Here is a 23670-nt window from a genome sequence, read left to right as displayed (position 1 = left end):
TTCCCGGCGAATTCAGGGGGGGTATTTCCTGCTGAAAAAACAATGCGTCCTATTCCTAGCATCCTTGGCAGTCCACGAGACAACAAGGAGGACCCCATGGACGAGAATGACCTGCAACAGGTCGACATCAAGCTACTGCCCCACTCACTGCAGGAACTGATCGAGTGTATCGGTCTGGAAAGCGCATACCGATTGACCTGCGCATTCGGCGGCCGCCCCAAATACATTCCCAAATACCCTGCCCGCTCCTCACTAGCCCTGCTCCTGCCGCCGCAAGCGCTGGACGCTCTAATAGAGCGTTATGCCGGAATCGCTATCGAGATCCCCAAGGCCGACCACTTCTTCAGACAGATACGCAACCTGCAGATCGTTCAGCAAAGTTCGGATGGTTTGTCGCGTAGCGCACTGGCTGACAAGTACGGTTTGAGCCTGCGACAGATCGGCAATATCCGCCGTCAAGAGCATGAAACTCACAGGTAAGTAGTTCCTGCTGAACCTCAACTACGCGGCTCCATAGCCTGAGGCTGCGCATATCGCGCATACGATAAGGAGATTGACTATGTCCCAGATTGATACCGGCCTGATCGGTTCCGTCATCAACGCATTGCCACTCGATCGCATGATTTCAGGGCCATTGCAGGCCATGATCACGGCTCAGGTGCAGGCGAGCAAAGCCTATGCCGACTTCCTGATGGCGGTGTGCATCAAGGACGGCAAAGCGGTGTCCGTGCAGTTCGATTACGACGAGACCCTGGTCGACGAGAACGGCGTCTACAAGGGCACCGTCACCAAGAAGATGCGCATCCCGTTGCTGGCGGCCATCAGCCACCCCAACATCACCATCGAAGAAGGCTCTATCGACTTCGAGCTGACCATCAGCCAGCAGGCCGAAGACACCAGCGAAACGGCCGGCGAAGGCAGCTTTGAAGCCAAGCTCGGCTGGGGGCCATTCAGTGTTTCGGTGAAGGGCTCGGTTAGCCACAAGTCGACCCAAACGCGCAAAACCGACACCCGTGCACGCTATGCGATCAGCACCAAAATTGCCCGACAGGACCCACCTGAAGCATTGATGCGGGTGATCGACTTCCTCACCGATGCGGCGACCAAGCCCGTGCTGATGCCAAGCGAGAAGGCAACCTTGGCGACTGACCCGCTGCCCACTGACGCCATTCTAGAGTCGCCGAAGCCCGCGCCAGCCAAAGGCGGCACAACCCCACCGTAGTCATCAACCTGACCCCGCCTCGGCGGGGTCTTCCTTAGATCAGTAACCCAGGAGTTGCCCCATGGCACTGTTTTCCAGCAAGAAAGAACCGATGAGCGCCAGTGACTTGAGCCACATCACCCGTGGCCTGCATCAGGCGGCGGCGGCGACTCACAACCTGGTCGCCCAGCAGTACATCAAGTTGTTTGACCAATTCTTCGACTATGACCCGGACGACCTCGGCACCCCCATGAAGGCGAAGATGGTGGAAGTTGGCCTGGATGAGCATCACAGCATGAATATCCCGCTGATCGCCTTGGTCGCACCCCGTGGCCTGGGTCTGGAAAGCATGAAGGTCGACCTCTCCGTCAAGATGCACGGTACCGAGCTCGAGAAAGCCAGTCATGCATTGGAAAATGGCGAACTGCAAAGCGAGCGGTTCTTTGTCACCTTCGGCAGCGAGAAGCGTCAAGGACAAGAACGTGACCCGGATGAAATCACCATCAGTATGGAGTTCAAGGCCTGCGAGCCGCCTGAGGCCGTGCATAGACTGATCGAGGAGTACACCAACCTGATCAGCCCGATTCGAATGGCCACCCCCACGCCAGCCGTGATTGAAGGCGAACCAACACCCCCTCAACCTGCCAGCTCCTGATCATGTACAGCGTGGCGATAGGCTTGATGTACAGTTTGAGTGCACTGGCCTGGCTGCTGTTCTGGCGTCGCAGCCTCGCGATGCCAGCACTGCTGCAACGCTATCCCTTGCTGCAGGCACCCTGGCTGGGCGGTGCGCTAGTGCAGTTAGTCGGTGCGGCGCTGGTCTTGCACCCGGATACATCAGCAGGCAAAGAGTTCGAAGCGGTATTGTTCGATGTACTGCACTCGCGCGCCGATCTTGTGTTGTCCGCATCGGCCAGCATTCTGGTGGTCGCCACAGTGGTCTACGGCATGCAACAGCAATCGCCACCGCCACAAACATTTATCCGCTTGATGTCTTACGCGATGGTGGCGCTATTGGGTTTTATGCTGCCGATCGTGTGGATACCGCAAACCCAGAGCGAGTGGATGCGCCTTCTGCGGCATATGCAAACGGCAGCGTTCAACGGGGGATTGTTTCTGGTTTGCGCAGGCTTAATAACCCTACTTGAAGATCTCATGCGCAGTGAAAGCGGTGCCGTGAGCAGTGACCACGGCACCGCACCATCAGTCGGAGCCCAGGGTCATGTTCCGATCACCGCTACTGGCACTGATTCTCCAGCGCTGCCCCAGGGCATAGAACACCCCCAATCCGCCGAAGAACGCCATAAACACACCACCGGCCAGTAGTACCCATAACTCACTGGTTGCGATCGGATCAGTGGCGGCAGCGTGGATCATCCACAAGCCCATCAACGATAGGCACAAGCCGACACCCACGCCCAGCAATGTCCGCAGTCGGCTACTGTGATGCCCTTGATGCTTCTGAATCAGCTCCAGCAGCTCCTCAATATCTTCCGGCTGTACGCCCGTGTTCGCGTCGTCGACCAGCTCAACTGCGCCAAATACCAGGCGCATGCGGATGGCTTTATCCAGCCACCCGCGCTCACTGGTGTTAATAATTACCGACTTGCTCATGGTAAAACCCCTCGTTAGGTATGGAATCTCAGCCTAGGGGTCGGCACTCAAGCAACTTCAGCAGGAGTCGTTTCCACGGCAAACGCTTAGCCTCCGGTTAGGCTTTACTAAGCAAGCAGTCAGTCTGAGTAACGGAGAGACACATGAGCGACGAGGAAAACAAACCACTAACGCTTTGGGAAATGTTGCAGAGCGTACTGAGCGCAGCGCTCGGCGTGCAGAGCGGAAAGAACCGTAGTCGTGATTTCTCACGGGGTAAACCGAGCCACTTCATCATTCTCGGCGTGTTGTTCACGGCCGTGTTTGTAGTGGTGATTTTCAGCGTGGTCAAACTGGTGTTGCATCTGGCAGGCGTTTGACTCACGGCAACAAGGGTTGGATGGAAAACCCGTAGTTCTTGATTTGCGGCCGGTATAGCGCGCTGAACTGACGAAAATTCAGGCCGTAGCCTGGCACCTTGAGGCGTTGCTGCAAGTACGCGGCCTGCCTCGCATCCAACAGGCTGAACAGCTGATCGACCCGGTCCTTGCCGCCGCGCGCGGCAAAGTCCAGCCCGGCATGGTAGTCGTGCAACATCACCATGGCCCAGCCGCCCAAGGTGAAATGGCCGCCAACCAACACGGAAATTTTGCCGTCGATACGCGCTTGCAGCACCTCGTCCGAGTTGTTCAAGGCCGACAGGTATATATCCCTACCCGGTTTCTTGCCCAGCTCCTGCGCAGCCTGCATCACTCCAAACGCCATTTCATCATTGGCTGACCACACCAACTGGACGTCTGGATAACGCGGCAGCATTAACTGCGCTTGTTCATATGCACGCTGGCGTTTCCACTCACCCTGCAACGTCTGCTGCAGCTTAATTTCCGGGTGTTCGAGCAAGGCGCGGTGCAGGCCGCTTTCGCGCAGGCTGGAGGACGGTGTATGGCGCACCCCAGCAAAAGCCAGCAGGCTGCCGGGCTTGCCCTTCAGCTTGGCAATCAAGGCTTTGGCCATCCAGTAACCGGCTTGTTCATCATTAGGGATCAGGCTACCGATCCAGTTGCGGTAGTACCCACGGGAACCGCCGACCATCTGTTGCTGCTCAGGCGTCAGAGTGCTGTGCAGGGAGAACAGTTTGATTGGACTATCGGCAAACAGGCGGAGCAGCTCCGGCGCGGTATACATTTCGTTGACAAATATCAGGTAGTCCGGCTGCTTGTCGCGGGCTAATACGCTGCGGGCTTTCTCCAGCAACTGCGGCGGGTTGCGCTCGCCATAGATAACCTGCAACTGCATGCCCAAGTCATCGGCCGCCGCCTGCATAAAGTCGCTATAGCCAACCCAAAACGGCTCGTCGGAAAAGCCCGGGTTGAGAAACACCACCGACGCCGGTGCCTTGCGCACGGCGCGCGGGTCTTCAACAACCGCATGAGCAACGTGGGCAAAAGCCAATACGCACAGGGTGCCAATAACAGTTAGAAATGACCTGAACACGCCATGCCTCCTCAACGGGGCGCAGAGTATATCGGTAAAGCCATAGCAATTAGCCATCTAGCCGACATACGTGACTGAGCAGCCAAGACGTCGTACAAGGCAGCCGCTACAATCGCCGACCATTCTTGCCTCACTCATCGGTGGTTTATGTCGCCTCTGGAAATCATCGCTTCAGCTCTGGGCATAGGCGCTGTCTGGCTGACCATACGGCAGAACCGCTGGTGCTGGCCGCTCGGCTTGCTGATGGTGCTGATGTACACCTGGATCTTCTACGACGGCAAGCTGTACTCGAACATGCTGCTGCAAGGCGTGTATGCCGTGCTGCAAGGTTACGGCTGGTGGCAATGGACACGCGGCGGCATTAGTCATAACGGGGTACAAGTCAGCAGGCTTAGCCCACCAGGCATAGTGATCAGCCTTGCAATAGGTGCAGTCGGTGCACTTGTGCTCGGTTACCTGATGGCTACGTTCACCGATGCGGCCGCGCCTTGGCAGGATGCGGCGTTGAGTGCATTCAGTTTGGTCGCCCAGGTCTGGATGGCGCAAAAGCGCGTTGAATGCTGGCCTCTGTGGCTTATTCTGGACCTGTTGTTTGTTGCACTATTTGTGCAGCAAGAGCTGTACCCGACAGCAGCCTTGTACGGGGTCTTTACCCTGTTAGCCATCAATGGTTGGTTAACCTGGCGACGTGATCGCGCGCTGACCAACGCATGAAGTGCCAGGCATGAAGGTGCTGGTGCTCACCGGGCCGGAATCCAGCGGCAAAAGCTGGCTGGCCGGGCATATCCAGGCGAACTTTGGTGGGGTGCTGGTTGGCGAGTACGTGCGCTACTTTATCGAGCGTGAGCAGCGCGACACCTGCTTTGCCGATATCAGTGCCATCGCCACAGGGCAATTGGCCTGGGAAGATCAGGCCAGGGCGACGCAGCCTGAGCTGCTGATCCTCGACACTCATTTACTGAGCAATATGCTCTGGAGTCAGGAGCTGTTTGGCGACTGCCCCGCCTGGATCGAGCAGGCCCTGCTCGAACGTGACTATCACCTGCATCTGTTGCTCGACCCAATCGATGTGCCTTGGGTCGACGATGGCCAGCGCTGCCAACCGCAATTGGCTCAGCGGATGGCGTTCTACCAGCAGTGCGAGCGCTGGCTACGACGCCATCAACAACCGTTGCAGTGTATTCAGGGCGACTGGGCGCAGCGTCGTGAGCAGACGCTGGCGACAGTGGCGCACTGGCTCAACTCAACGCAGCAGCACGCTAACCCAGGCCACTAGCAGGCTCAGGCAGACGATAATCGTCAGCGGCCGGCGTAGGCTGGGATACCACTGTGGCGCCAGGCCCAGTTTCACCGCCCGCAAATCGGCGGCGTACAAACCGCCAAACGCCAGCAAACACAAAGGTAAAGCCAAGCTGACCGGCATACCACTGCTGATTGCCAGCCAACCTAACAAGGGCGGTACGACCGATAGTCCAAGCTGTATTCTCGCCGCTTCACTCGTCTCCTGCGCCCGCATAGCCAGGCCCCAATGAATGGCCCCCATAAAGGCCAGGATGACCGCGGCGTAATCCAACAGGGCCGCTAAAACAACCACTCGCCAGCCCTCAGGTATCACCCAAATGCCCAGCGCCCCGCTCACGAAAGGCAGCAGCCCGGCATAGCCCAACAGCACCGCCAATTTCGGTGGTTGTGGCGCGTCAAATGGATGCATGCATTCACTCCTGGTTATTAATTCGTCATAAAACGCACTGTAAAGCCATCTTCCGACCTAAAAGAAGACTATTTCCTGGATTTAGGGGTAATGGCCGCTTGCCATCGGCTACTGCAATAGGCATAAAAACAACAAATAAAAAACGCCACAAGGAAGTATCCATGCGCATTCTCCGCCGGGCCCTGTATGGGCTTGTTTTGTTGCTGGTTGTTGGGCTGCTGGTGGCTCTATATTTCATCGCCAACCCCAACCTGCCGGTCTACCGACAGCCCGACAAGCTGCACTACCTCGATCAGTGGTCGGCAGAAGAACGCCAGACTTACTACTACACCCCCCAAGGTACCCAGGTTAAAGGTCTGCGCTATGAATGGTTCAGCGCTCTGGAGCTACCCTTCAGCAGTAGCAAGTTCGCCACCCCGGATTATCTGGCGCGCTTTGGCTTCCTCGTCGATCCCGCCCAACAGCCCACACAACTGAACCCTGGCAACCTGCCCGTAGGTTTTGCCCGGCATGCCGACGCCGAGAGTGGCGAGCATTACCTGGATATCAGCTGCGCCGCCTGTCACACCGGTGAGCTGCGCTATAAAGGCCAAGCGGTGAGGATTGACGGCGGCGCAGCGCTACATTCACTGGCCTCAACCGTACCCACTGTGCGCGGCGGCAGCTTTGGCCAGGCCCTTGGCATGAGCATGGCTTTCACCTATTACAACCCGCTGAAATTCCGCCGTTTCGCCCAACAGGTGCTCGGCGATGAATACAGTAGCCACAAGGCGCAACTGCGCCGCGATTTCAAAGTGGTGTTAGACCGGTTGCTGGGCACCGCTTTCAATGACTGGCACCGCGGTCTCTATCCAACCGAGGAAGGCTTTGGCCGGACCGATGCATTTGGCCGGATTGCCAACAGCGTATTTGGCGATGCCATCGACCCCAGCAACTACCGCGTCGCCAATGCGCCGGTGAGTTACCCGCAGGTCTGGGATATTTGGAAATTTGACTGGGTACAGTGGAACGGCTCCGCCATGCAACCCATGGCCCGCAACGTTGGCGAAGCCCTGGGGGTTGGCGCGACCCTGAGCCTCTTGAGTACCGATGGTCACCCGGTTGCAGAAACCGAACGTTACGCCTCCAGCGTGCGCCTGCGGGATCTGTACACCCTTGAAGAAACACTCAAACAACTTAAGCCACCAGCGTGGCCTGAAGAGGTGTTCGGCAAGGTCGATGTGCCGTTAGCCAGTCGCGGTCGCGCACTGTTTGCGGAGAACTGCGCTTACTGCCACGCACCTAACCCCAAAAAGCCCGAAGACAGCTTTGCCCCTGCGCGCGACCCTGAGTGGCGCATGCGTATCGTGCCGACCCAAGAGGTGGGTACTGACCCGACCACCGCCGACAATATTGCCGACCATCGTTTCGACATCAGCAAGCTCGGCTGGACCCAAACCGAACTCGGCAAACTGGATGTGAAGCTGTTTGGCGCCAGCGTAGACGCTATCGATATGCGCAAAATCTCCAGCGCCAAGGCCCTGGCATATGTCACCGCCTATGTGGAAAACCGCGCTTACCGTGATGCCGGCATCTCTGAGCGGGAGCGCTGGCGCATGGATGGTTTTGGTTTGCCGATCGGCGTGCAGGAGCTGCGCGGCTACAAAGCACGCCCGCTGGACGGCATTTGGGCCACGCCGCCGTTCCTCCACAACGGTTCGGTGCCCAGCTTGTTCCAACTGCTGTCACCCATCGCAGAGCGACAAACCCAGTTCTGGGTGGGCAACTTCGAGTTCAACCCCAAACAGATTGGCTACAACAGCGAGAAATTCACCGGCGGCTTCCACTTTGATACCCAAGTCACCGGCAACAGCAATCGCGGTCATGAATTCCGCGCTGGCTGCCGTGAAGACGGCGTGATCGGCCGTGCCTTGCAACCGGAAGAACGCTGGGCGCTGATCGAGTACCTCAAGGTTTTGGGCAATCCAGCGATGGAGCAGCAACTACAGCCTGTCGCAGCCAAAACCTGGACACCCGGTCCGTCTTGCCAGAACTGAGCACACATAACCTGTGAACGCACACCGAGAATAAGTAAAAGGAATTAACCCATGTTTAAACGATTCTGGCTCTGGCTCGGCCGCCTACTTGGCAAGCTATTGGTGCTCGTATTGGCTATCGGTCTTGGCGGTTGGGCCATCGGGGCAGCCTACTATGGCTGGAAGTTCTCCGGCCCGGTTGCCACTGAAGAACAGATCCCAGCCGGCGAAGCGGCACTGACCCAAAGCATCATTGAAGACGCCATCGGCGTCGTCGAACAGCACCGCGACAACACCCGCGTACTGCGTGATGCCCATGCCAAAGCCCATGGCTGCATGAAGGCCGAAGTCAGCGTAATCACCGACCTAGACAGTGACCTGCAACGCGGCGTGTTCAGTGAGCCGGGAAAAACCTGGCAAGCCTGGATACGCCTGTCCAACGGCAATGCCTACCCACAGTTCGACAGAGCCCGTGATGCACGCGGCATGGCAATCAAACTGCTGGATGTTCCGGGGGACAAGCTCACCCAGAGCCCTCAACACGCCGAAGAACAAGACTTCGTGATGTTCAACCATCCATCCTTTTTTGTGCGCGATGTGGCCGAATACAAAAGCAACTTTGCCGCACAAGCTGCGGGGCAAAAGGTCATGGCATTTTTCCCAAGCTGGGATCCACGCAGCTGGGAAATCCGCCACATGATTATCGCCCTGAAGACCCTGTCCCCTGCCCCCGAAACGCCCGTGGCAACCACCTACAATTCCATCGCCCCGTTCAAGTTAGGCGAGCACAACATCAAGTACCGGGTCATTCCGCAGCCCGAAGCCTGCCCTCACTATCAACTGCCCGAACAGAACCACGACTTACCCAATTTCCTGCGCAATGCGTTGTACCAGCAACTCTCGCTAGACCGCATACCCGCCTGCTTTGCCCTGCAAGTGCAACGGCAGAACCCCGACTACTACATGCCCATCGAAGACCCAAGCGTGGAGTGGAGTGAGGCCATCTCACCGTTCGAAACAGTGGCCACCCTCACCGTACCAGCACAAGACTTCGACAGCCGCGAACAGAATGTGGCCTGTGACAATATGTCCTTCAACCCGTGGCACGCGCTGCCTGAGCATCGCCCGATTGGGGGTATCAACCGTTTGCGCAAGGCGGTATACGAGGCCATCAGCATCTATCGACTGGAGCGCAATCAGCCATAAAACTGTATCCAATCCTCTGTGCTACTCGGTTAACAGTCATTGAGCTGGTAATATTCGCGCCTTGCTAAACGCGCTGTTAGCCGCGTACCACCTGAGAGAAAGACCGTGGAATTGTTCAAAGAGTTTATGTTTGAGGCTGCACACCTTCTGCCGCACGTTCCGCCGGGCCACAAATGTGGGCGCCTGCACGGCCATTCATTCAAGGTGGCGGTGTATATCGAGGGTGAGGTTGATCCTTATACCGGCTGGATACGCGACTTCTCGGAGATCAAGGCGATCTTCAAGCCGCTCTATGAGCAGCTTGACCATAACTACCTGAATGATATTCCTGGCCTGGAAAACCCCACCAGTGAAGTGCTGGCCAAATGGATCTGGCAGCAACTCAAGCCGCTGCTACCTGAGCTGTCGCGTATCCGTATCCACGAAACCTGCACCAGCGGCTGCGAATACCGCGGCGACTGAAGAGCAGCGCCTGGATCGCCCAAGCCGGTACTGCGTGTCACCGGCTCATAGGCATGCGGGCTTGTGTCAGGCTGCAAACGCTTGAGAAAGCCACCACCACACGTCATAAATTTGAAACCGGTTTGAAAAATAGCAGTGCGGCTTGCGGTTGCTAGGCTGCTGCTTTAGTTTGCGCCTGCACTTTGCCTGGATGGGTAAAGTTTCTTACGGATAAGATTTTAAAAGGATGCATTACATGTTGAAGAAAATTGCTCTGACTGCTGGCCTGGTTACTCTGCTGAGCGGTTGCGCATCTGGCCTGTCGCCAGTCAGCGTTGGTCTGATCACCGACGTTAAAGGCCCGATCACTGCCACTACCGCCGCCGGCGGCAAGACTGGTACTGCTTGCGCCACCACCATCATTGGTCTGATCAACAAAGGCGACGCATCCATTGCAGCTGCCAAGGCCAATGGCAACATCGGCACCATCGCTACCGCTGATTACCACACCAAAGGCTTCTACCCGTTCTTCGGCGAAACCTGCGTGAACGTAACCGGTAACTAAGTTGTCGGACTGCCCTCGAGTCACCCTCGGGGGCAGTGCATAAAGAGCACGACGTTAGAGGCCGTAGCCTGCCAGGGCTAACACAAACTGCGCCTCATCAATCACCCGCACACCTAACTCACTGGCCTTTGCCAGCTTCGAACCCGCCCCCGGCCCCGCCACCACGCAACTGGTTTTCGCCGATACCGACCCTGCCACTTTGGCCCCCAAGCTTTCCAGTTTTTCCTTGGCTATATCACGGCTCATAATCTCCAGACTGCCCGTCAGCACCCAGGTCTGCCCGGCCAGTGGTAACCCTTCGACAACCTTTTTTTCACTGTGCCAATGCATACCAAACGCCTTGAGCTGAGCCTCAATCGCGCGGGCGCGCTCGGCATTGGCGGTTACTGCAAAAAATTCGCGCACCGCATTGGCCTGCTTCTCAGGCAGGGCTTGGCGCATGTCCAGCCAGTCAGCCGCCAGCACGGCGTCAAGGCTGACAAACTTATCCGCCAGCTTCTGCGCACCACCTGGGCCCACAGACGGAATATTCAGCTTGTCGAGCATCCCTGCCAGCGTCGCGCTGGCACTGAACTCGGCGCTAAGCTCGCCCTGTTCCTGTAATTGCAGCCCGCATTCATCGCTGGACAGCAAAGCGGCGATAACCTGCTGGTTATGGCTGTCGGCAAAGAAGCTATGGATCTCATGCGCCACCTCCAGACCAACATCCGGCAGATAGGTCAGCACTTCTGGCAGGGCTTGCTGAACCCGCTCCAACGATGCCAGTGAGCGGCCCAGCACCTTGGCAGTCTCCTCACCGACATCGGGAATGCCGAGGGCGTAAATAAACCGTGCCAATGTGGGTTTCTTGCTGTCAGCGATGGCCTGCAGCAGCTTGTTGCTGGAAACCTCGGCAAAGCCCTCCAGGTTGATAATCTGTTCGTAGGCCAGGGTGTAAAGGTCTGCAGGCGAGGTTATGAGCGCCTCATCGACCAGCTGCTCGATGGTCTTGTCGCCTAGCCCTTCGATATCCATCGCGCGTCGCGAAACAAAATGAATGATCGCCTGCTTGAGCTGAGCACCGCAGGCCAAACGGCCGACACAGCGGTACACAGAACCCTCACTAAAGGTTTCTTTACCCTTGCTGCGTTTGACTAACTGCGTGCGCTCGACATGCGAGCCACACACCGGACAGCTTTCAGGGATCAGCACGGGCTTGGCATCCGCTGGCCGACGTTCAAGTACCACCTGCATCACCTGCGGAATCACATCACCCGCGCGGCGGATAATCACCGTATCGCCAATCATCAAACCCAGGCGCGCGACTTCATCCATGTTATGCAGGGTGGCGTTGGCCACGATCACCCCAGCCACTTTGACTGGCTTGAGCCGCGCCACTGGAGTGACGGCACCGGTACGCCCGACTTGAAACTCCACGTCCAGTAACTCGGTAAGCTCCTCCTGGGCCGGAAACTTATTGGCTATCGCCCAATGCGGCGTGCGCGCGCGAAAACCCAGTTGCTGCTGGTCTTCAATGTTATTGACCTTGAACACTACACCGTCGATGTCATAAGCGAGGGCCATGCGCCGTTCGCCAATATCTCGGTAGTAATCCAGACAAGCCTGCACGCCTTTGGCCAGTTTCAGTTCGCGGCTAATGGGAATACCCCAGGCCTTGAGCTGTTCAAGCATGCCAACCTGAGTGCTCGAGATTTCGCCGCTGACTTGGCCTACGCCATAGCAGCAGAATTCCAAGGGGCGACTGGCAGTGATCTTCGGATCAAGCTGGCGCAGGCTGCCGGCTGCCGCATTACGTGGGTTGGCAAAGGTCTTACCGGCGCTCTCGGCCTGACGGGCATTGAGCTCCTCGAACCCTGCCTTGGGCATAAATACCTCGCCACGCACTTCGAGTATCTGCGGCCAGCCCTCGCCCTGTAGCTTGAGCGGCACGTTACGGATGGTGCGCACATTGCTGCTGATATCTTCGCCCGTGCTGCCGTCGCCACGCGTGGCACCACGCACCAGTTGACCGTTCTCGTAACGCAGGCTGACGGCCAGACCGTCCAATTTCGGTTCGCAGCTGTATTCGACCTCGACACCCGCGCCGAACAAATCGCCGCCTTTCAAGCCCAGCCCAGCCTGCACACTGCGATCAAACGCGCGCAGGTCTTCTTCCTCGAACGCATTACCCAGGCTGAGCATAGGGATCTCATGGCGCACCTCACCAAAAGCGCTGAGCGCCTCAGCGCCGACGCGCTGGGTGGGCGACTCAGGGGTCACCAGCTGCGGGTATTGGCTCTCCAACGCCTGCAACTCACGGAACAGGCGATCATATTCGGCGTCGGGAATGCTCGGCTGATCGAGTACGTGATAACGGTAGTTATGGCCATCCAGTTCGGCACGCAGTTGCACAATGCGCTGGGTAGCAGTCGAGGCGTCGGTCATTGCGGTGTTCTCTCAAACGAAAAGAGCAGCCTGGGCTGCTCTTTCTATCTCACGGGTTAATTCAGCGCTTGTTGGTCAATTGCTTACGCTCATATTCCACAATGCGCTGGCGGTAATGCTCGATGGTTTGTGCGGTCATCACGCTACGCTGGTCATCCTTCAACTCGCCATTGAGCTCATGGGCCAACTTACGCGCCGCGGCGACCATTACATCAAACGCCTGCTTGGGATGACGCGGCCCCGGCAAACCGAGGAAGAAGCTCACCGCGCGGGTGCTAAAGCCTTCAATGTCATCCAGATCAAACGTACCGGGTTTCAATGCATTGGCCATGGAGAACAGCACTTCACCATTGCCGGCCATGCTCTCGTGACGGTGGAAAATATCCATCTCACCAAAGCGCAGACCACTTTCCAGAATGTTTTGTAATAGCGCCGGGCCTTTGAAGCCCTCTTCATCGCGGGCGATAACATTAATTACCAGGACTTCTTCAACCGGCGGCAATTCCCGAGCACTTTCTTTGTCATGACTGGCAGGCTTAACCACCTCGTCATCAACCGGATTAAGCAAAGTAGGCACCGGTTCATCTTGGCCCAGGTTCAAGTCACCCTGCTGCGGCTCGCCGCTGCGGCGGCGATTCAATTCACGCGCACTCAGCGAAGGCAGATCCTCTTCATCAAAAGCCGGCTCATGGCTGCGATCGATAACCCGCGGAGGGCTGAGTAAGTCAGGGTCGCTGTCGTCATCCGGAAGGTTAGAGAAACTACGGTCGAGCTTGAATTTGAGCTTACCTTTGCCACCGCGCATCCGCCGCCAGCCATCAAACAAGATGCCTGCAATCACAATAATGCCGATGACTATCAGCCACTCACGCAGACCGAATTCCATGAAATACCTTAACCCCTGAATAAATATGTGATGAAAACGGCCTTCCTGGCCCATTCTGCTAATTCTAAAGCGTCACGCCAAGTCCATGTTCTGACAGCTCTTTGACTGTTTAAACCGGCGTGCATAATAACAATGCGCGTTAAGCTAGCACGACGAAAGATAACTTTACACCGCCTCACGCACTAGGATTCCACCAATGCCAGGGCTTCTTCCACATCCACCGCCACCAGACGTGAACAACCCGGTTCATGCATGGTCACGCCCATCAACTGATCGGCCATTTCCATGGCGATTTTATTGTGGGTGATATAGATAAACTGCACGGTCTCCGACATCTCTTTAACCAGCCGGGCATAACGCCCGACGTTGGCATCATCCAGCGGCGCGTCCACTTCATCGAGCATGCAGAACGGTGCAGGATTGAGTTTGAAGATAGCGAACACCAATGCCAATGCTGTCAGCGCTTTTTCGCCGCCTGAAAGCAAATGAATAGTGCTGTTCTTTTTGCCCGGTGGGCGCGCCATGATGGTTACGCCAGTATCCAGTAAGTCTTCGCCAGTCAGTTCCAGATAGGCATTACCACCACCGAAAACTTTAGGGAATAGCGCCTGCAGGCCTCCGTTAATCTGATCAAAGGTTTCCTTGAAGCGGTTACGGGTTTCCTTGTCGATCTTGCGGATGACGTTTTCCAGGGTTTCCAGCGCTTCCACCAGATCGGCGTTCTGCGCATCAAGATAGCGTTTACGCTCGGACTGTTGCTGGTATTCATCGATAGCGGCGAGGTTAATTGGACCTAAACGCTGAATACGTGCGCCCAAACGCTCAAGCTCTTCTTCCCAAGCCTTCTCGCTGGCTTCAGGCGGTAAAGTGCCCAACACGCCATGCAAATCGTAATTGTCTTCCAGCAGTTGATCCTGCAAGGCTTTGCGGCGCACGGTCAGGGATTGCCAATCCATACGCTGCTGTTCCAACTGGCCACGCAACAACTGTGATTGCTGCTCGGCCTGGGTGCGGCGTTTCTCGGCGTCACGCAATTCGCGATCAGCATCTTCCAGCGCCAGACGCGCCAGTTTGAGCTCGTCGTCCACCGCCATGCGTTTGTCGAGCAGCTCTTCAAGCTTCAGGCGGAGTTCTTCCAGCGGCGCTTCGCCCTCTTCCAGATTGAGGTCGAGTTGCTCGCGCTTCTCGTGCAAACGCTCGGCTTGCAGTTCCAGACGCTCCAGGGCTTGGCGCGTGGAGTCATGCTGGGCTTTCAGCGAACCCAGGCGCACGGCCAGTTGGTGGGCGTGGTCTTTGTGTTGACGCGCCTCCTGGCGCACCCGGTCGAGACGCTCACGCAAGCTGTCACGGCTGGCCAGTAGAGTTTCCCGCTGTTCGTTATCAGTGGCCATGGCATCCAGGGCGTCCTGCAGGTGCAGGCGCGACTCACCCAATTGCTCATGTTCGATCTCGCGTTGTTCACCCAGCTCCAGTAATTCGTGATCCAGACGGCTACGGCGTAACGTCAATTGCTCGACTTTCGCTTGCCCAGCCGACAGCTGCGCCTTCAATTCGCCGAGGCGACGCGCCTGATCCTGCGCTTGCCGGCGCTGCTGCTCGCGCAGTTCCTCCTGAGCACGCTGGCTCTCGCGCAACTGCAACAAACGCTCGTCGAGCACAGCCAGAGCGGCTTCACGCTCATCGCGCTCCAGCCCAAGCTGTTCGATTTCCTGGCCACGGGCCAATACGCCGCTTTCTGCTTCACTGGCGCGGCGTACCCGCAGAAAATGCCGACCGACCCAGTAACCATCGCGACTGATCAGGCTTTCGCCTTCAGCCAAGCTCGAACGTGCCGCCAGCGCCTCATCGAGACTCTGCACCGGTTTGACCTTGCCCAGCCAGGGCGCCAGATCGACGCTCGCTTCAACTTTATCCAAGAGGCTACCGACAACCCGCGCGCCGGCCTTACTTAGGCTGACCAAGCGCAAATCACCTTGGTTCAACCCGGCGAAATCCAGCCCTTGGAAATCATCCAGCAACACAGCTTGCAGATCGGCGCCCAGCACGGTTTCCACCGCCAGCTCCCAACCGGCTTCAACCCGCAAGCCTTCGGCCAGATGCGGGCGTTCGCTCAGCTGTTGTTCGCGCAGCCAGTCGCCGGCGCCCTTACCTGGGTCGAGCGCCGCCTGCTGCAACGCTTCCAGTGAGGCCAAACGGCCATTTAAACGTTGCAGTTCGCCTTGTGCCTGCTGCTGGGCTTGACCGGTTTGCTGCAAATCATTGCGCAGCTGTTGCAAGCGCTCAGCCTGCTGTTCTTCTTCAATTTGCAGGTCCTCTACGCTGATTTCGCCTGCGGCGATCTGCTCGCTCAATTCAAGAATGGCGGCATCTTCAGGATCGGCGGACAGCTGCTGCAGCTCCTCAGTGAGGCGGCGCTGACGCTCAGCGAGACGCTCAAGGCTCTGCTCCAGCTGGGCAATCCGCGATTGCTGCACTTCTGCCTGACGCCGCGGTTCAGCACTGCGCTGATTGAAGCCGTCCCACTGTTCCTGCCAGCCGTGCATGGCACTTTCAGACTCTTCCAGCATGGCGGCAGATTCTTCAGCCGCAGCGGCGGTTAGTTCCTGCTCTGGCAGGAGCATTTCCAGCTCTTCGCCTAGAGTCGCCAACAAGGTGCGGTCGTGGCCCAGGTGCGATTCGGTTTCCAGGCGCGCCCGTTCGGCTTCGCGCAGATCATCCTGCAACTGTCGCAGGCGCTGCTGGCCGTGCTGAATACTTTGCTCGACCCGGGAGATATCACCGCCCACCGAGTAAAAGCGCCCCTGCACCAGATTGAAGCGCTCACTCAGCTCATGGTGGCCGTCGCGCAAGCGTTCGATACTGGCATCGGCGTTGCGCTGCTCAGCCACCAGCGCTTCAAAGCTGATTTCTTGATTACCGATCACCGCTTCACGCTGACCGACCTGCTCGTTCAACGCCTGCCAGCGCAGCGCCGTGAGCTGCGCTTTGAGCTGGCGCTCTTCGGCCTTGTATTCCTGATATTTCTCGGCGGACTGGGCCTGGCGATGCAGGCGGTCGAGCTGACGCTCAAGTTCTTCGCGCAAATCAGTCAGGCGCGCCAGGTTTTCGTGGGTACGGCGGATACGGCTTTCAGTTTCGCGGCGGCGCTCTTTGTACTTGGAGATGCCGGCGGCTTCTTCAATAAAGTTACGCAGGTCTTCCGGCTTGGCTTCGATCAGCTTGCTGATCATGCCCTGCTCGATAATCGAGTAGCTGCGCGGGCCCAAGCCGGTACCGAGGAAGATGTCGGTAATGTCGCGGCGACGGCACTTGGTGCCGTTGAGGAAATAGGTGTTCTGGCTGTCGCGGGTGACGCGGCGGCGGATCGAAATTTCGTTATAACCGGCGTATTCGCCGGTCAGGGTGCCATCGGAGTTGTCGAAGATCAGCTCGATGGAGGCCTGGGTCACCGGCTTACGGGTATTCGAGCCGTTGAAGATGACGTCAGTCATCGATTCGCCGCGCAGGTTCTTCGCCGAACTTTCGCCCATCACCCAGCGCACGGCATCGATAATGTTCGACTTGCCGCAACCATTGGGGCCGACCACCGCCGCCATATTACTGGGGAAAGATACGGTGGTTGGGTCGACGAAGGATTTGAAACCCGCCAGTTTGATGCACTTAAGCCGCATGAACCGCCTTCCTTAGGCCTCGGCCAGTGCAGCGAGCACCAGCTGGCAATTGTGCTCGCCGTAACCCAGCAAGACCTGGCGAATTGCCGGGTGATCGCGGGAAATAATCGCCTGCAGTAAGGCTGCAAAGGTATTGAGGAACTGCCCCATTTCGCCTTTACGGCGCTCCAGCGCCAGGTGGTAGGTGCGGCTGATGGCCGGCAACAGGTTCTCCACCGTCTCCTGCAAGTACGGGTTATCGGAGAACGGAAACGCGGCCCGCATGATGTCGAAACTGCCTTGCACAAAACCGTCGATATCTTCGCGCTGCAAGCTGTCCTGCAGGCGCTGCTGAATGACGAGGAACGGTGCAAGGTCAGTTTCAACCTGCCAACTGTCTGCGACCGCTTTGCCTAGCAGGATGTACAACTCCATCACCAAGGCATACAGGCTCTTGACGTTGTGCGGTGTTAGCTCAGCCACCTGGGCACCGCAGCGCGGTGGGATCACGATTAGATGCCGCCGCTCGAGAATCAGCAGCGCTTCACGCACCGAGCCACGACTGACATTCAGCGCCTGGGTGACTTTCTGTTCCTGAATTCGCTCACGCGCCTTCAACTCACCACGAATGATGCGTTCTGCAAGGTGATGGGCAATCTGCTCAGCGAGGCTATCCGGTGCCTTGAACATCATGATGATCCTGAGGCTCTATCTGGCCTAAACGGGAATAAACAAAGGTGGCCAAAAAGTGGCTAAAAGCCCGCCTGGCTTGGCTTTAGCGCGCAGCAACGGGCGCGAGTGTAACACAGGGTGTTACCGGGCCAAGGCCACCTGAGGCCGGCTTTCAAATCAAAAGGTGGGTCATTTATGGATGGTCACAAGCCATGATTGTCCTACAATTTATTCAGCGCATTTACTCAACAATAATAAGTACGGAGCCACCATGTTTGAACGCCTGCCCTCCAACTGGATGCTTGCCATAAAAAGCATCGGCTACTGGTTTTGGTTGATCCCTGTTCTGGGTATTCCTCTGAGCCACTACTGGTCATTAAACAGTCAATACGCCAACGCCTGGCCTTGGCTGGTGGTGCTGGTGGTATTTGGGGTTATTCCTTTACTGGACTTCATCATCGGTCGCGACCCAGCCAACCCTGATGAAACGGTGCAAGTGCCGCAGATGGAGCAGCAGGGTTACTACCGCTTACTGAGCCTGGCCACTGTACCCGCCCTACTCGGCATGCTCGGCTGGTCCGGCTGGGTATTCATAAACCATGACGTCTGGAGCTGGGTTGGCCAACTTGGCTGGATTCTTTCAGTCGGTACGGTCACAGGCGCGATTGGCATCACCGTGGCCCATGAGTTCATCCATAAAGACCCGCAACTTGAACAAAATGCCGGCGGACTGTTGCTCGCGGCCGTGTGCTACGGCGGCTTCAAGATCGAGCATGTTCGCGGTCACCACGTACATGTATCGACCCCAGAAGATGCCAGCTCATCACGCTACGGGCAGAGCCTGTATGCCTTTCTGCCGCATGCTTACAAACATAACTTCCTCAATGCCTGGCGGCTCGAAGCCGAGCGACTGAAGCGCAAGAACCTGCCAACCCTGCACTGGCGCAATGAGCTGATCGTTTGGTACGCCGTCAGCGCACTGTTTCTGCTGAGTTTCAGCCTGGCGTTCGGCTGGCTGGGCGCGCTGTTCTTTATTGCGCAGTCGATCGTGGCCTTCACCCTGCTGGAAATCGTCAACTACGTGGAACATTACGGCCTGCACCGGCGCAAGCTGGACAATGGCCGCTATGAACGCACCAATCCGACGCATTCATGGAACAGCAACTACTTGCTGACCAACCTGTTTCTCTTCCACCTGCAACGCCATTCCGATCATCACTCCTACGCCAAGCGGCGCTACCAGGTGCTGCGCCACTTTGAGGACAGCCCGCAACTGCCTAATGGCTATGCCGGGATGATTGTTCTAGCGCTTTTTCCCCCGCTGTGGCGAGCGGTGATGGACCCTCGGGTACGCGCCTATTACGCCGGTGAAGAGCATCAACTGACCGGCTCGCAACTCATCTGATCGGCTAATCACTGCAATGCAAAACGCCAAGGGCTCACCCTTGGCGTTTTTTATTATGGCCTGCCATCCATGGCGGCCACCCTTCGGGCCGTCGCTACGCGACGTTAAAGATTGTTCCTGACAATTTGCACTTTTGTTTCTGCAGCGCCGTGCTTGGCACAAAAACGGCTAGCGTTTAACTGGGCTCGCGGGCTTTTCGCGCTCATAACTGAATTGCATGACAAACGCCTGACCAAAGAGTCAAATATTTGTTGACCCTAAAGTCAGAAAACTCTAGATTTGCTCCATGCCAAGCCGTGTGGAAACCCTGTGCAGCCCTGCCAGGTGTTTCAACAGAGCCTGATACGAGAACAATAAAGTGCCTGGAGGTCGTCCTTGATCCAGTTTTTACTCAACCGGGAGCTGCGTACTGAGCATGCCCTCGACCCAAATGTCACCGTGCTCAATTACCTGCGTGAGCATGTCGGCAAGTCCGGAACCAAAGAAGGCTGCGCTTCAGGCGATTGCGGTGCTTGCACCGTTGTAGTCGGTGAGTTGGATGGCGAGCGCGTGCGCTATCGCACCCTCAACTCTTGCCTGACCTTTGTTTCCTCCTTGCACGGCAAGCAATTGATCACCGTCGAAGACCTCAAGCACCAGGGCAAGCTGCACAGCGTGCAACAGGCTATGGTCGACTGCCACGGTTCGCAGTGCGGCTTCTGCACCCCCGGTTTCGTCATGTCGCTGTTCGCCCTGCAGAAAAACAGCAGCGGCTTCGACAAGGCCGACACCATGGAAGCCCTGGCCGGTAATCTGTGCCGCTGCACCGGTTACCGCCCGATCATCGATGCCGCCGAACAAGCCTGCTGCCAGAAGCAGCCGGACCAGTTCGATAGCGCCGAAGCGCAAACCGTTACCCAGCTGAAAAGCATCGCCCCGCGCGAAACCGCCGAGCTCAACAGTGGCGACAAACGCTGCCTGTTGCCGCTGACAGTCGCCGACCTGGCCGATATCTATGCTGCCAACCCTGAAGCTCGTCTGCTGGCCGGCGGCACCGACCTGGCCCTAGAAGTCACCCAGTTCCACCGCGAACTCCCGGTGATGATCTACGTTGGCCATATCGAAGCGATGAAGCGCGTCGACGTGACTGCCGAGAGCATCGAAATCGGCGCTGCCACCGCGCTGTCCGATTGCTACGCAGCGCTGGCCCAGGACTATCCGGACTTCGGCGAGCTGCTGCACCGCTTCGCCTCACTGCAAATCCGCAACCAGGGCACCCTAGGCGGCAATATCGGCAACGCCTCACCAATTGGTGACGCCCCGCCGCTGTTGATCGCGTTGGGTGCACAAATCGCCCTGCGCCGAGGCAGTGAAAGCCGCACCTTGCCGATCGAAGACTACTTCCTCGACTACAAGGTCACTGCACGCCAGGAAGCCGAATTTATCGAAAAGATCATCGTGCCGCGCCACCAGGGCAACCAGGCGTTTCGCGCCTACAAGGTGTCCAAGCGCCTGGACGATGACATCTCCGCCGTCTGCGCCGCCTTCAACCTGGTGGTCGAAGATGGCGTGGTGCAAAGCGCGCGTGTCGCCTTTGGCGGCATGGCGGCCATCCCGAAACGCGCCGCCGCCTGTGAATCCGCACTGCAAGGCTCGGCCTGGTATCCAGACGTGGTCGAACGCGCCTGCGCCGCGCTGGCCGAGGACTTCACCCCACTGAGTGATTTCCGCGCCAGCAAGGAATACCGCCTGCTCATCGCGCAGAACCTGCTGCGTAAATTCTTCCTTGAGATGCAGGCTCCAGAAGTCGCAACACGGGTGACCGCTTATGTCTAACCATCACGTAGCCAAAAGCCAGGCCGAGTTGGCCGAACTGTTCCGCGCCGATATCACCACCGGTGTAGGCCGTAGCGTTAAACACGAGAGCGCCGACAAACACGTATCCGGCGAAGCCACCTACGTCGATGACCGTCTGGAGTTCCCTAACCAGCTGCACGTTTATGCCCGCATGAGTGACCGCGCACATGCGCGCATCATCAGCATCGACACCAGCCCGTGCTACGCCATCCCCGGTGTAGCCATTGCGATTACCGCCGAAGACGTGCCGGGCCAACTGGATATCGGCCCGGTGGTTGCCGGTGACCCGCTGCTGGCAGACGGTAAAGTTGAATACGTCGGTCAAGTCGTACTCGCCGTCGGCGCCAATAGCCTGGAAACCGCACGCAAGGCGGCCATGGCCGCGATCATTGAATACGAAGACCTTGAGCCGGTATTGGACGTGGTCGATGCCCTGCGCAAAAAGCACTTCGTACTCGACAGCCATCAGCACAAAATCGGCAACTCCAGCGCCGAACTGGCCACCGCGCCGCGCCGTCTGCAGGGCAGCCTGCATATCGGTGGTCAGGAACACTTCTACCTGGAAACCCAGATTTCCTCGGTGATGCCGAGCGAAGATGGCGGCATGATCGTCTACACCTCGACGCAGAACGCCACCGAAGTGCAGAAGTTGGTGGCCGAAGTGCTCGGCGTGCCGATGCACAAGATCGTTATCGACATGCGCCGCATGGGTGGCGGCTTCGGCGGCAAGGAAACCCAGGCGGCTGGCCCGGCGTGCCTGTGCGCAGTGATTGCGCACCTCACCGGCAGGCCAACCAAGATGCGCCTGCCGCGTGTTGAAGACATGCAGATGACGGGCAAGCGTCACCCCTTCTACGTCGAATACGACGTCGGTTTCGACGACAACGGCTTGCTGCATGGCATTGAGATCGAACTGGCCGGCAACTGCGGCTACTCGCCCGACCTGTCTGGCTCGATTGTCGACCGCGCGATGTTCCACTCCGACAACGCCTACTTCCTCGGCAACGCCACCATCAATGGTCACCGCTGCAAGACCAACACCGCCTCGAACACCGCTTACCGCGGCTTCGGCGGCCCGCAAGGGATGGTTGCCATCGAAGAGATCATGGACGCGATCGCCCGCAGCCTGGGCAAAGACCCGTTGGAAGTGCGCAAGACCAACTACTACGGCAAGACCGAGCGCAACGTCACCCACTACCACCAGACCGTCGAGCACAACGTCATCCACGAGATGACCGCCGAGCTGGAAGCCAGCAGTGACTACGCCAAGCGCCGCGAAGAAATCCGCGCGTTTAACGCCAAAAGCCCGATATTGAAGAAAGGCCTGGCACTGACTCCGGTTAAATTCGGCATCAGCTTCACCGCCACCTTCCTCAACCAGGCCGGCGCGCTGATCCACATCTACACCGACGGTTCGATTCACCTGAACCACGGTGGCACCGAGATGGGCCAAGGCCTCAACACCAAGGTCGCGCAGATCGTTGCCGAAGTGTTGCAGGTGGATATCTCGCGTATCCAGATCACCGCCACCAACACCGACAAGGTGCCGAACACTTCGCCGACGGCAGCAAGCAGCGGTACTGACCTCAACGGTAAGGCCGCGCAGAACGCCGCCGAAACGCTGAAGCAGCGCCTTGTCGACTTTCTGGTGCGCGAATACAAGGTCACCCCGGAAGACGTCGAGTTCCGTAACAGCCAAGTGCGCGTGCGTGATCTGTTCCTAAGCTTCGAAGAAGTGATCCAAAAGGCTTACTTCGGCCAGGTCTCGCTCTCCAGCACCGGCTTCTACCGCACGCCGAAGATCTTCTACGACCGTGACAAAGCTGCCGGCCGCCCGTTCTACTACTTCGCCTATGGCGCCGCCTGTTCCGAGGTAATCGTCGATACCCTGACCGGCGAGTACAAGATGCTGCGCACCGACATCCTGCATGACGTCGGCGCCTCGCTGAACCCGGCCATCGACATCGGCCAGGTCGAAGGTGCCTTCGTTCAGGGCATGGGCTGGCTGACCACCGAAGAACTGGTGTGGAACAACAAAGGCAAGCTGGTCACCAATGGTCCCGCTGGCTACAAAATTCCGGCCATCGCCGACATGCCGCTGGACCTGCGCGTCAAGCTGGTGGAAAACCGCAAGAACCCGGAAGACACCGTGTTCCACTCCAAGGCCGTCGGTGAGCCGCCGTTTATGCTCGGCATCGCCACTTGGTGCGCGATCAAGGACGCCGTGGCCAGCCTGGCGGACTACCGGGTACAGCCGAACATCGACGCCCCTGCTACACCGGAGCGCGTGCTCTGGGGGGTGGAGCAAATGAAAAAACTGCAGCTGAACGCCAAATCGGCCGCCGTTACAGAGATTGAACCGGCGTAACGCCAACCACCTTGGTGGATGTGCTGCGCGACATCCACCCTACAAACTGCCATGAAACTGCTGTGGGAGGGGCTTTAGCCGCGACGTTCGCCGCTGAAGCGCCTCCCACAGGCACAAGAACCACCGCCCGACGCAACAGGTGTACAACAATGACAAAACACACCGACGCAAAGACCCAACCGACTCCGCCAGCGCCGGTTCCA

20 protein-coding genes are annotated in these 23670 nt (G+C 57.9%); 14 read left to right on the top strand and 6 right to left on the bottom strand.

Features of this window, described 5'->3' with window-relative positions:
• The first annotated feature begins 96 nt into the window (after window positions 1–96).
• The 5 genes from D8779_RS11390 to D8779_RS11370 all read left to right on the top strand — a co-directional run bounded on the left by D8779_RS11390 (window position 97) and on the right by D8779_RS11370 (window position 3174).
• Window positions 97–480 (top strand): Mor transcription activator family protein, encoded by a 384-nt coding sequence (locus tag D8779_RS11390; RefSeq protein WP_136664604.1) that lies wholly within the window; start codon window positions 97–99, stop codon window positions 478–480.
• Between the two features lie 79 nt (window positions 481–559).
• Window positions 560–1222 carry a DUF2589 domain-containing protein gene (locus tag D8779_RS11385; protein WP_136664603.1) on the top strand — a complete coding sequence of 221 codons (663 nt, stop codon included), beginning with the start codon at window positions 560–562 and terminating at the stop codon, window positions 1220–1222.
• A 61-nt stretch (window positions 1223–1283) separates the two neighbouring features.
• Window positions 1284–1856, top strand: a complete 573-nt coding sequence (locus tag D8779_RS11380) for a DUF2589 domain-containing protein (RefSeq protein ID WP_136664602.1) — start codon at window positions 1284–1286, stop codon at window positions 1854–1856.
• A 26-nt stretch (window positions 1857–1882) separates the two neighbouring features.
• Window positions 1883–2527: a hypothetical protein gene (locus D8779_RS11375; RefSeq protein WP_136664601.1), complete on the top strand. Its 645-nt coding sequence runs from the start codon at window positions 1883–1885 to the stop codon at window positions 2525–2527.
• Between the two features lie 431 nt (window positions 2528–2958).
• The gene (locus tag D8779_RS11370; RefSeq protein ID WP_136664600.1) at window positions 2959–3174 is read left to right on the top strand and encodes a DUF2970 domain-containing protein; all 216 of its coding nucleotides are present in this window, start codon (window positions 2959–2961) and stop codon (window positions 3172–3174) included.
• 1 nt (window position 3175) lies between these two features.
• Here D8779_RS11370 and D8779_RS11365 read toward each other — a convergent pair whose 3' ends face one another.
• Window positions 3176–4288, bottom strand: a complete 1113-nt coding sequence (locus tag D8779_RS11365; protein ID WP_240789725.1) for an ABC transporter substrate-binding protein — start codon at window positions 4286–4288, stop codon at window positions 3176–3178.
• A gap of 147 nt (window positions 4289–4435) precedes the next feature.
• Here D8779_RS11365 and pnuC point away from each other — a divergent pair, with 147 nt between their 5' ends.
• Together pnuC and D8779_RS11355 are read left to right on the top strand one after the other, a co-directional pair.
• Window positions 4436–5002, top strand: a complete 567-nt coding sequence (pnuC, locus tag D8779_RS11360; RefSeq protein ID WP_136664598.1) for a nicotinamide riboside transporter PnuC — start codon at window positions 4436–4438, stop codon at window positions 5000–5002.
• Window positions 5003–5012: 10 nt separating this feature from the next.
• Window positions 5013–5564, top strand: a complete 552-nt coding sequence (locus D8779_RS11355; protein ID WP_136664597.1) for an AAA family ATPase — start codon at window positions 5013–5015, stop codon at window positions 5562–5564.
• Here the strand turns inward: D8779_RS11355 and D8779_RS11350 are convergent.
• Complete coding sequence (locus D8779_RS11350) at window positions 5532–5999, bottom strand: DUF3429 domain-containing protein (RefSeq protein ID WP_136664596.1); 468 nt, start codon at window positions 5997–5999, stop codon at window positions 5532–5534. The two genes, D8779_RS11355 and D8779_RS11350, sit on opposite strands and share 33 nt — an antisense overlap.
• Before the next feature lie 161 nt (window positions 6000–6160).
• On the opposite strand from D8779_RS11350, the gene D8779_RS11345 reads away from it, so the two are divergent.
• The 4 genes from D8779_RS11345 to D8779_RS11330 all read left to right on the top strand — a co-directional run bounded on the left by D8779_RS11345 (window position 6161) and on the right by D8779_RS11330 (window position 10226).
• Window positions 6161–8035 (top strand): di-heme-cytochrome C peroxidase, encoded by a 1875-nt coding sequence (locus D8779_RS11345; RefSeq protein ID WP_136664595.1) that lies wholly within the window; start codon window positions 6161–6163, stop codon window positions 8033–8035.
• A 51-nt stretch (window positions 8036–8086) separates the two neighbouring features.
• Window positions 8087–9220, top strand: coding sequence for a catalase family protein (locus tag D8779_RS11340; protein WP_136664594.1), 1134 nt, complete (start codon window positions 8087–8089; stop codon window positions 9218–9220).
• Window positions 9221–9325: 105 nt separating this feature from the next.
• Entirely contained in the window at window positions 9326–9682 is a 357-nt protein-coding gene (queD, locus tag D8779_RS11335) for a 6-carboxytetrahydropterin synthase QueD (protein WP_136664593.1), read from the top strand.
• A gap of 235 nt (window positions 9683–9917) precedes the next feature.
• Window positions 9918–10226, top strand: a complete 309-nt coding sequence (locus D8779_RS11330) for a TRL-like family protein (protein ID WP_136664592.1) — start codon at window positions 9918–9920, stop codon at window positions 10224–10226.
• 54 nt (window positions 10227–10280) lie between these two features.
• Here D8779_RS11330 and ligA read toward each other — a convergent pair whose 3' ends face one another.
• From ligA to D8779_RS11310, 4 genes are all read right to left on the bottom strand, one after another.
• Window positions 10281–12650, bottom strand: coding sequence for an NAD-dependent DNA ligase LigA (gene ligA / locus D8779_RS11325; RefSeq protein ID WP_136664591.1), 2370 nt, complete (start codon window positions 12648–12650; stop codon window positions 10281–10283).
• A gap of 61 nt (window positions 12651–12711) precedes the next feature.
• Window positions 12712–13536 (bottom strand): cell division protein ZipA, encoded by an 825-nt coding sequence (zipA, locus tag D8779_RS11320; protein ID WP_136664590.1) that lies wholly within the window; start codon window positions 13534–13536, stop codon window positions 12712–12714.
• A gap of 182 nt (window positions 13537–13718) precedes the next feature.
• On the bottom strand, window positions 13719–17207 hold the full coding sequence (smc, locus tag D8779_RS11315; protein WP_136664589.1) for a chromosome segregation protein SMC: 3489 nt from the start codon (window positions 17205–17207) through the stop codon (window positions 13719–13721).
• 12 nt (window positions 17208–17219) lie between these two features.
• Window positions 17220–17879, bottom strand: coding sequence for a GntR family transcriptional regulator (locus tag D8779_RS11310; RefSeq protein ID WP_136664588.1), 660 nt, complete (start codon window positions 17877–17879; stop codon window positions 17220–17222).
• Window positions 17880–18129: 250 nt separating this feature from the next.
• On the opposite strand from D8779_RS11310, the gene D8779_RS11305 reads away from it, so the two are divergent.
• From D8779_RS11305 to xdhB, 3 genes are all read left to right on the top strand, one after another.
• A complete protein-coding gene (locus D8779_RS11305) occupies window positions 18130–19263 on the top strand; it encodes an alkane 1-monooxygenase (RefSeq protein ID WP_136664587.1) in 1134 nt (377 codons plus the stop codon).
• Window positions 19264–19638: 375 nt separating this feature from the next.
• Window positions 19639–21078, top strand: coding sequence for a xanthine dehydrogenase small subunit (gene xdhA / locus D8779_RS11300; RefSeq protein WP_136664586.1), 1440 nt, complete (start codon window positions 19639–19641; stop codon window positions 21076–21078).
• Window positions 21071–23467, top strand: coding sequence for a xanthine dehydrogenase molybdopterin binding subunit (gene xdhB / locus D8779_RS11295; RefSeq protein ID WP_136664585.1), 2397 nt, complete (start codon window positions 21071–21073; stop codon window positions 23465–23467). The genes xdhA and xdhB overlap by 8 nt, the downstream gene beginning before the upstream one ends.
• Window positions 23468–23670: the final 203 nt, after the last annotated feature.

It is taken from the genome of Pseudomonas leptonychotis (assembly GCF_004920405.1).
In the GTDB taxonomy this organism is placed as follows: Bacteria; Pseudomonadota; Gammaproteobacteria; order Pseudomonadales; family Pseudomonadaceae; genus Aquipseudomonas; species Aquipseudomonas leptonychotis.
This window is presented reverse-complemented; position numbering and strand designations above follow the sequence as displayed.

Bases quoted from the DNA above. Each gene is read 5' to 3' on its own strand.
- D8779_RS11390 (WP_136664604.1), top strand. From the start codon at position 97: ATGGACGAGAATGACCTGCAACAGGTCGACATCAAGCTACTGCCCCAC.
- D8779_RS11385 (WP_136664603.1), top strand. From the start codon at position 560: ATGTCCCAGATTGATACCGGCCTGATCGGTTCCGTCATCAACGCATTG.
- D8779_RS11380 (WP_136664602.1), top strand. From the start codon at position 1,284: ATGGCACTGTTTTCCAGCAAGAAAGAACCGATGAGCGCCAGTGACTTG.
- D8779_RS11375 (WP_136664601.1), top strand. From the start codon at position 1,883: ATGTACAGTTTGAGTGCACTGGCCTGGCTGCTGTTCTGGCGTCGCAGC.
- D8779_RS11370 (WP_136664600.1), top strand. From the start codon at position 2,959: ATGAGCGACGAGGAAAACAAACCACTAACGCTTTGGGAAATGTTGCAG.
- pnuC (WP_136664598.1), top strand. From the start codon at position 4,436: ATGTCGCCTCTGGAAATCATCGCTTCAGCTCTGGGCATAGGCGCTGTC.
- D8779_RS11355 (WP_136664597.1), top strand. From the start codon at position 5,013: ATGAAGGTGCTGGTGCTCACCGGGCCGGAATCCAGCGGCAAAAGCTGG.
- D8779_RS11350 (WP_136664596.1), bottom strand. From the start codon at position 5,999: ATGCATCCATTTGACGCGCCACAACCACCGAAATTGGCGGTGCTGTTG.
- D8779_RS11345 (WP_136664595.1), top strand. From the start codon at position 6,161: ATGCGCATTCTCCGCCGGGCCCTGTATGGGCTTGTTTTGTTGCTGGTT.
- D8779_RS11340 (WP_136664594.1), top strand. From the start codon at position 8,087: ATGTTTAAACGATTCTGGCTCTGGCTCGGCCGCCTACTTGGCAAGCTA.
- D8779_RS11330 (WP_136664592.1), top strand. From the start codon at position 9,918: ATGTTGAAGAAAATTGCTCTGACTGCTGGCCTGGTTACTCTGCTGAGC.
- ligA (WP_136664591.1), bottom strand. From the start codon at position 12,650: ATGACCGACGCCTCGACTGCTACCCAGCGCATTGTGCAACTGCGTGCC.
- zipA (WP_136664590.1), bottom strand. From the start codon at position 13,536: ATGGAATTCGGTCTGCGTGAGTGGCTGATAGTCATCGGCATTATTGTG.
- smc (WP_136664589.1), bottom strand. From the start codon at position 17,207: ATGCGGCTTAAGTGCATCAAACTGGCGGGTTTCAAATCCTTCGTCGAC.
- D8779_RS11310 (WP_136664588.1), bottom strand. From the start codon at position 17,879: ATGATGTTCAAGGCACCGGATAGCCTCGCTGAGCAGATTGCCCATCAC.
- D8779_RS11305 (WP_136664587.1), top strand. From the start codon at position 18,130: ATGTTTGAACGCCTGCCCTCCAACTGGATGCTTGCCATAAAAAGCATC.
- xdhB (WP_136664585.1), top strand. From the start codon at position 21,071: ATGTCTAACCATCACGTAGCCAAAAGCCAGGCCGAGTTGGCCGAACTG.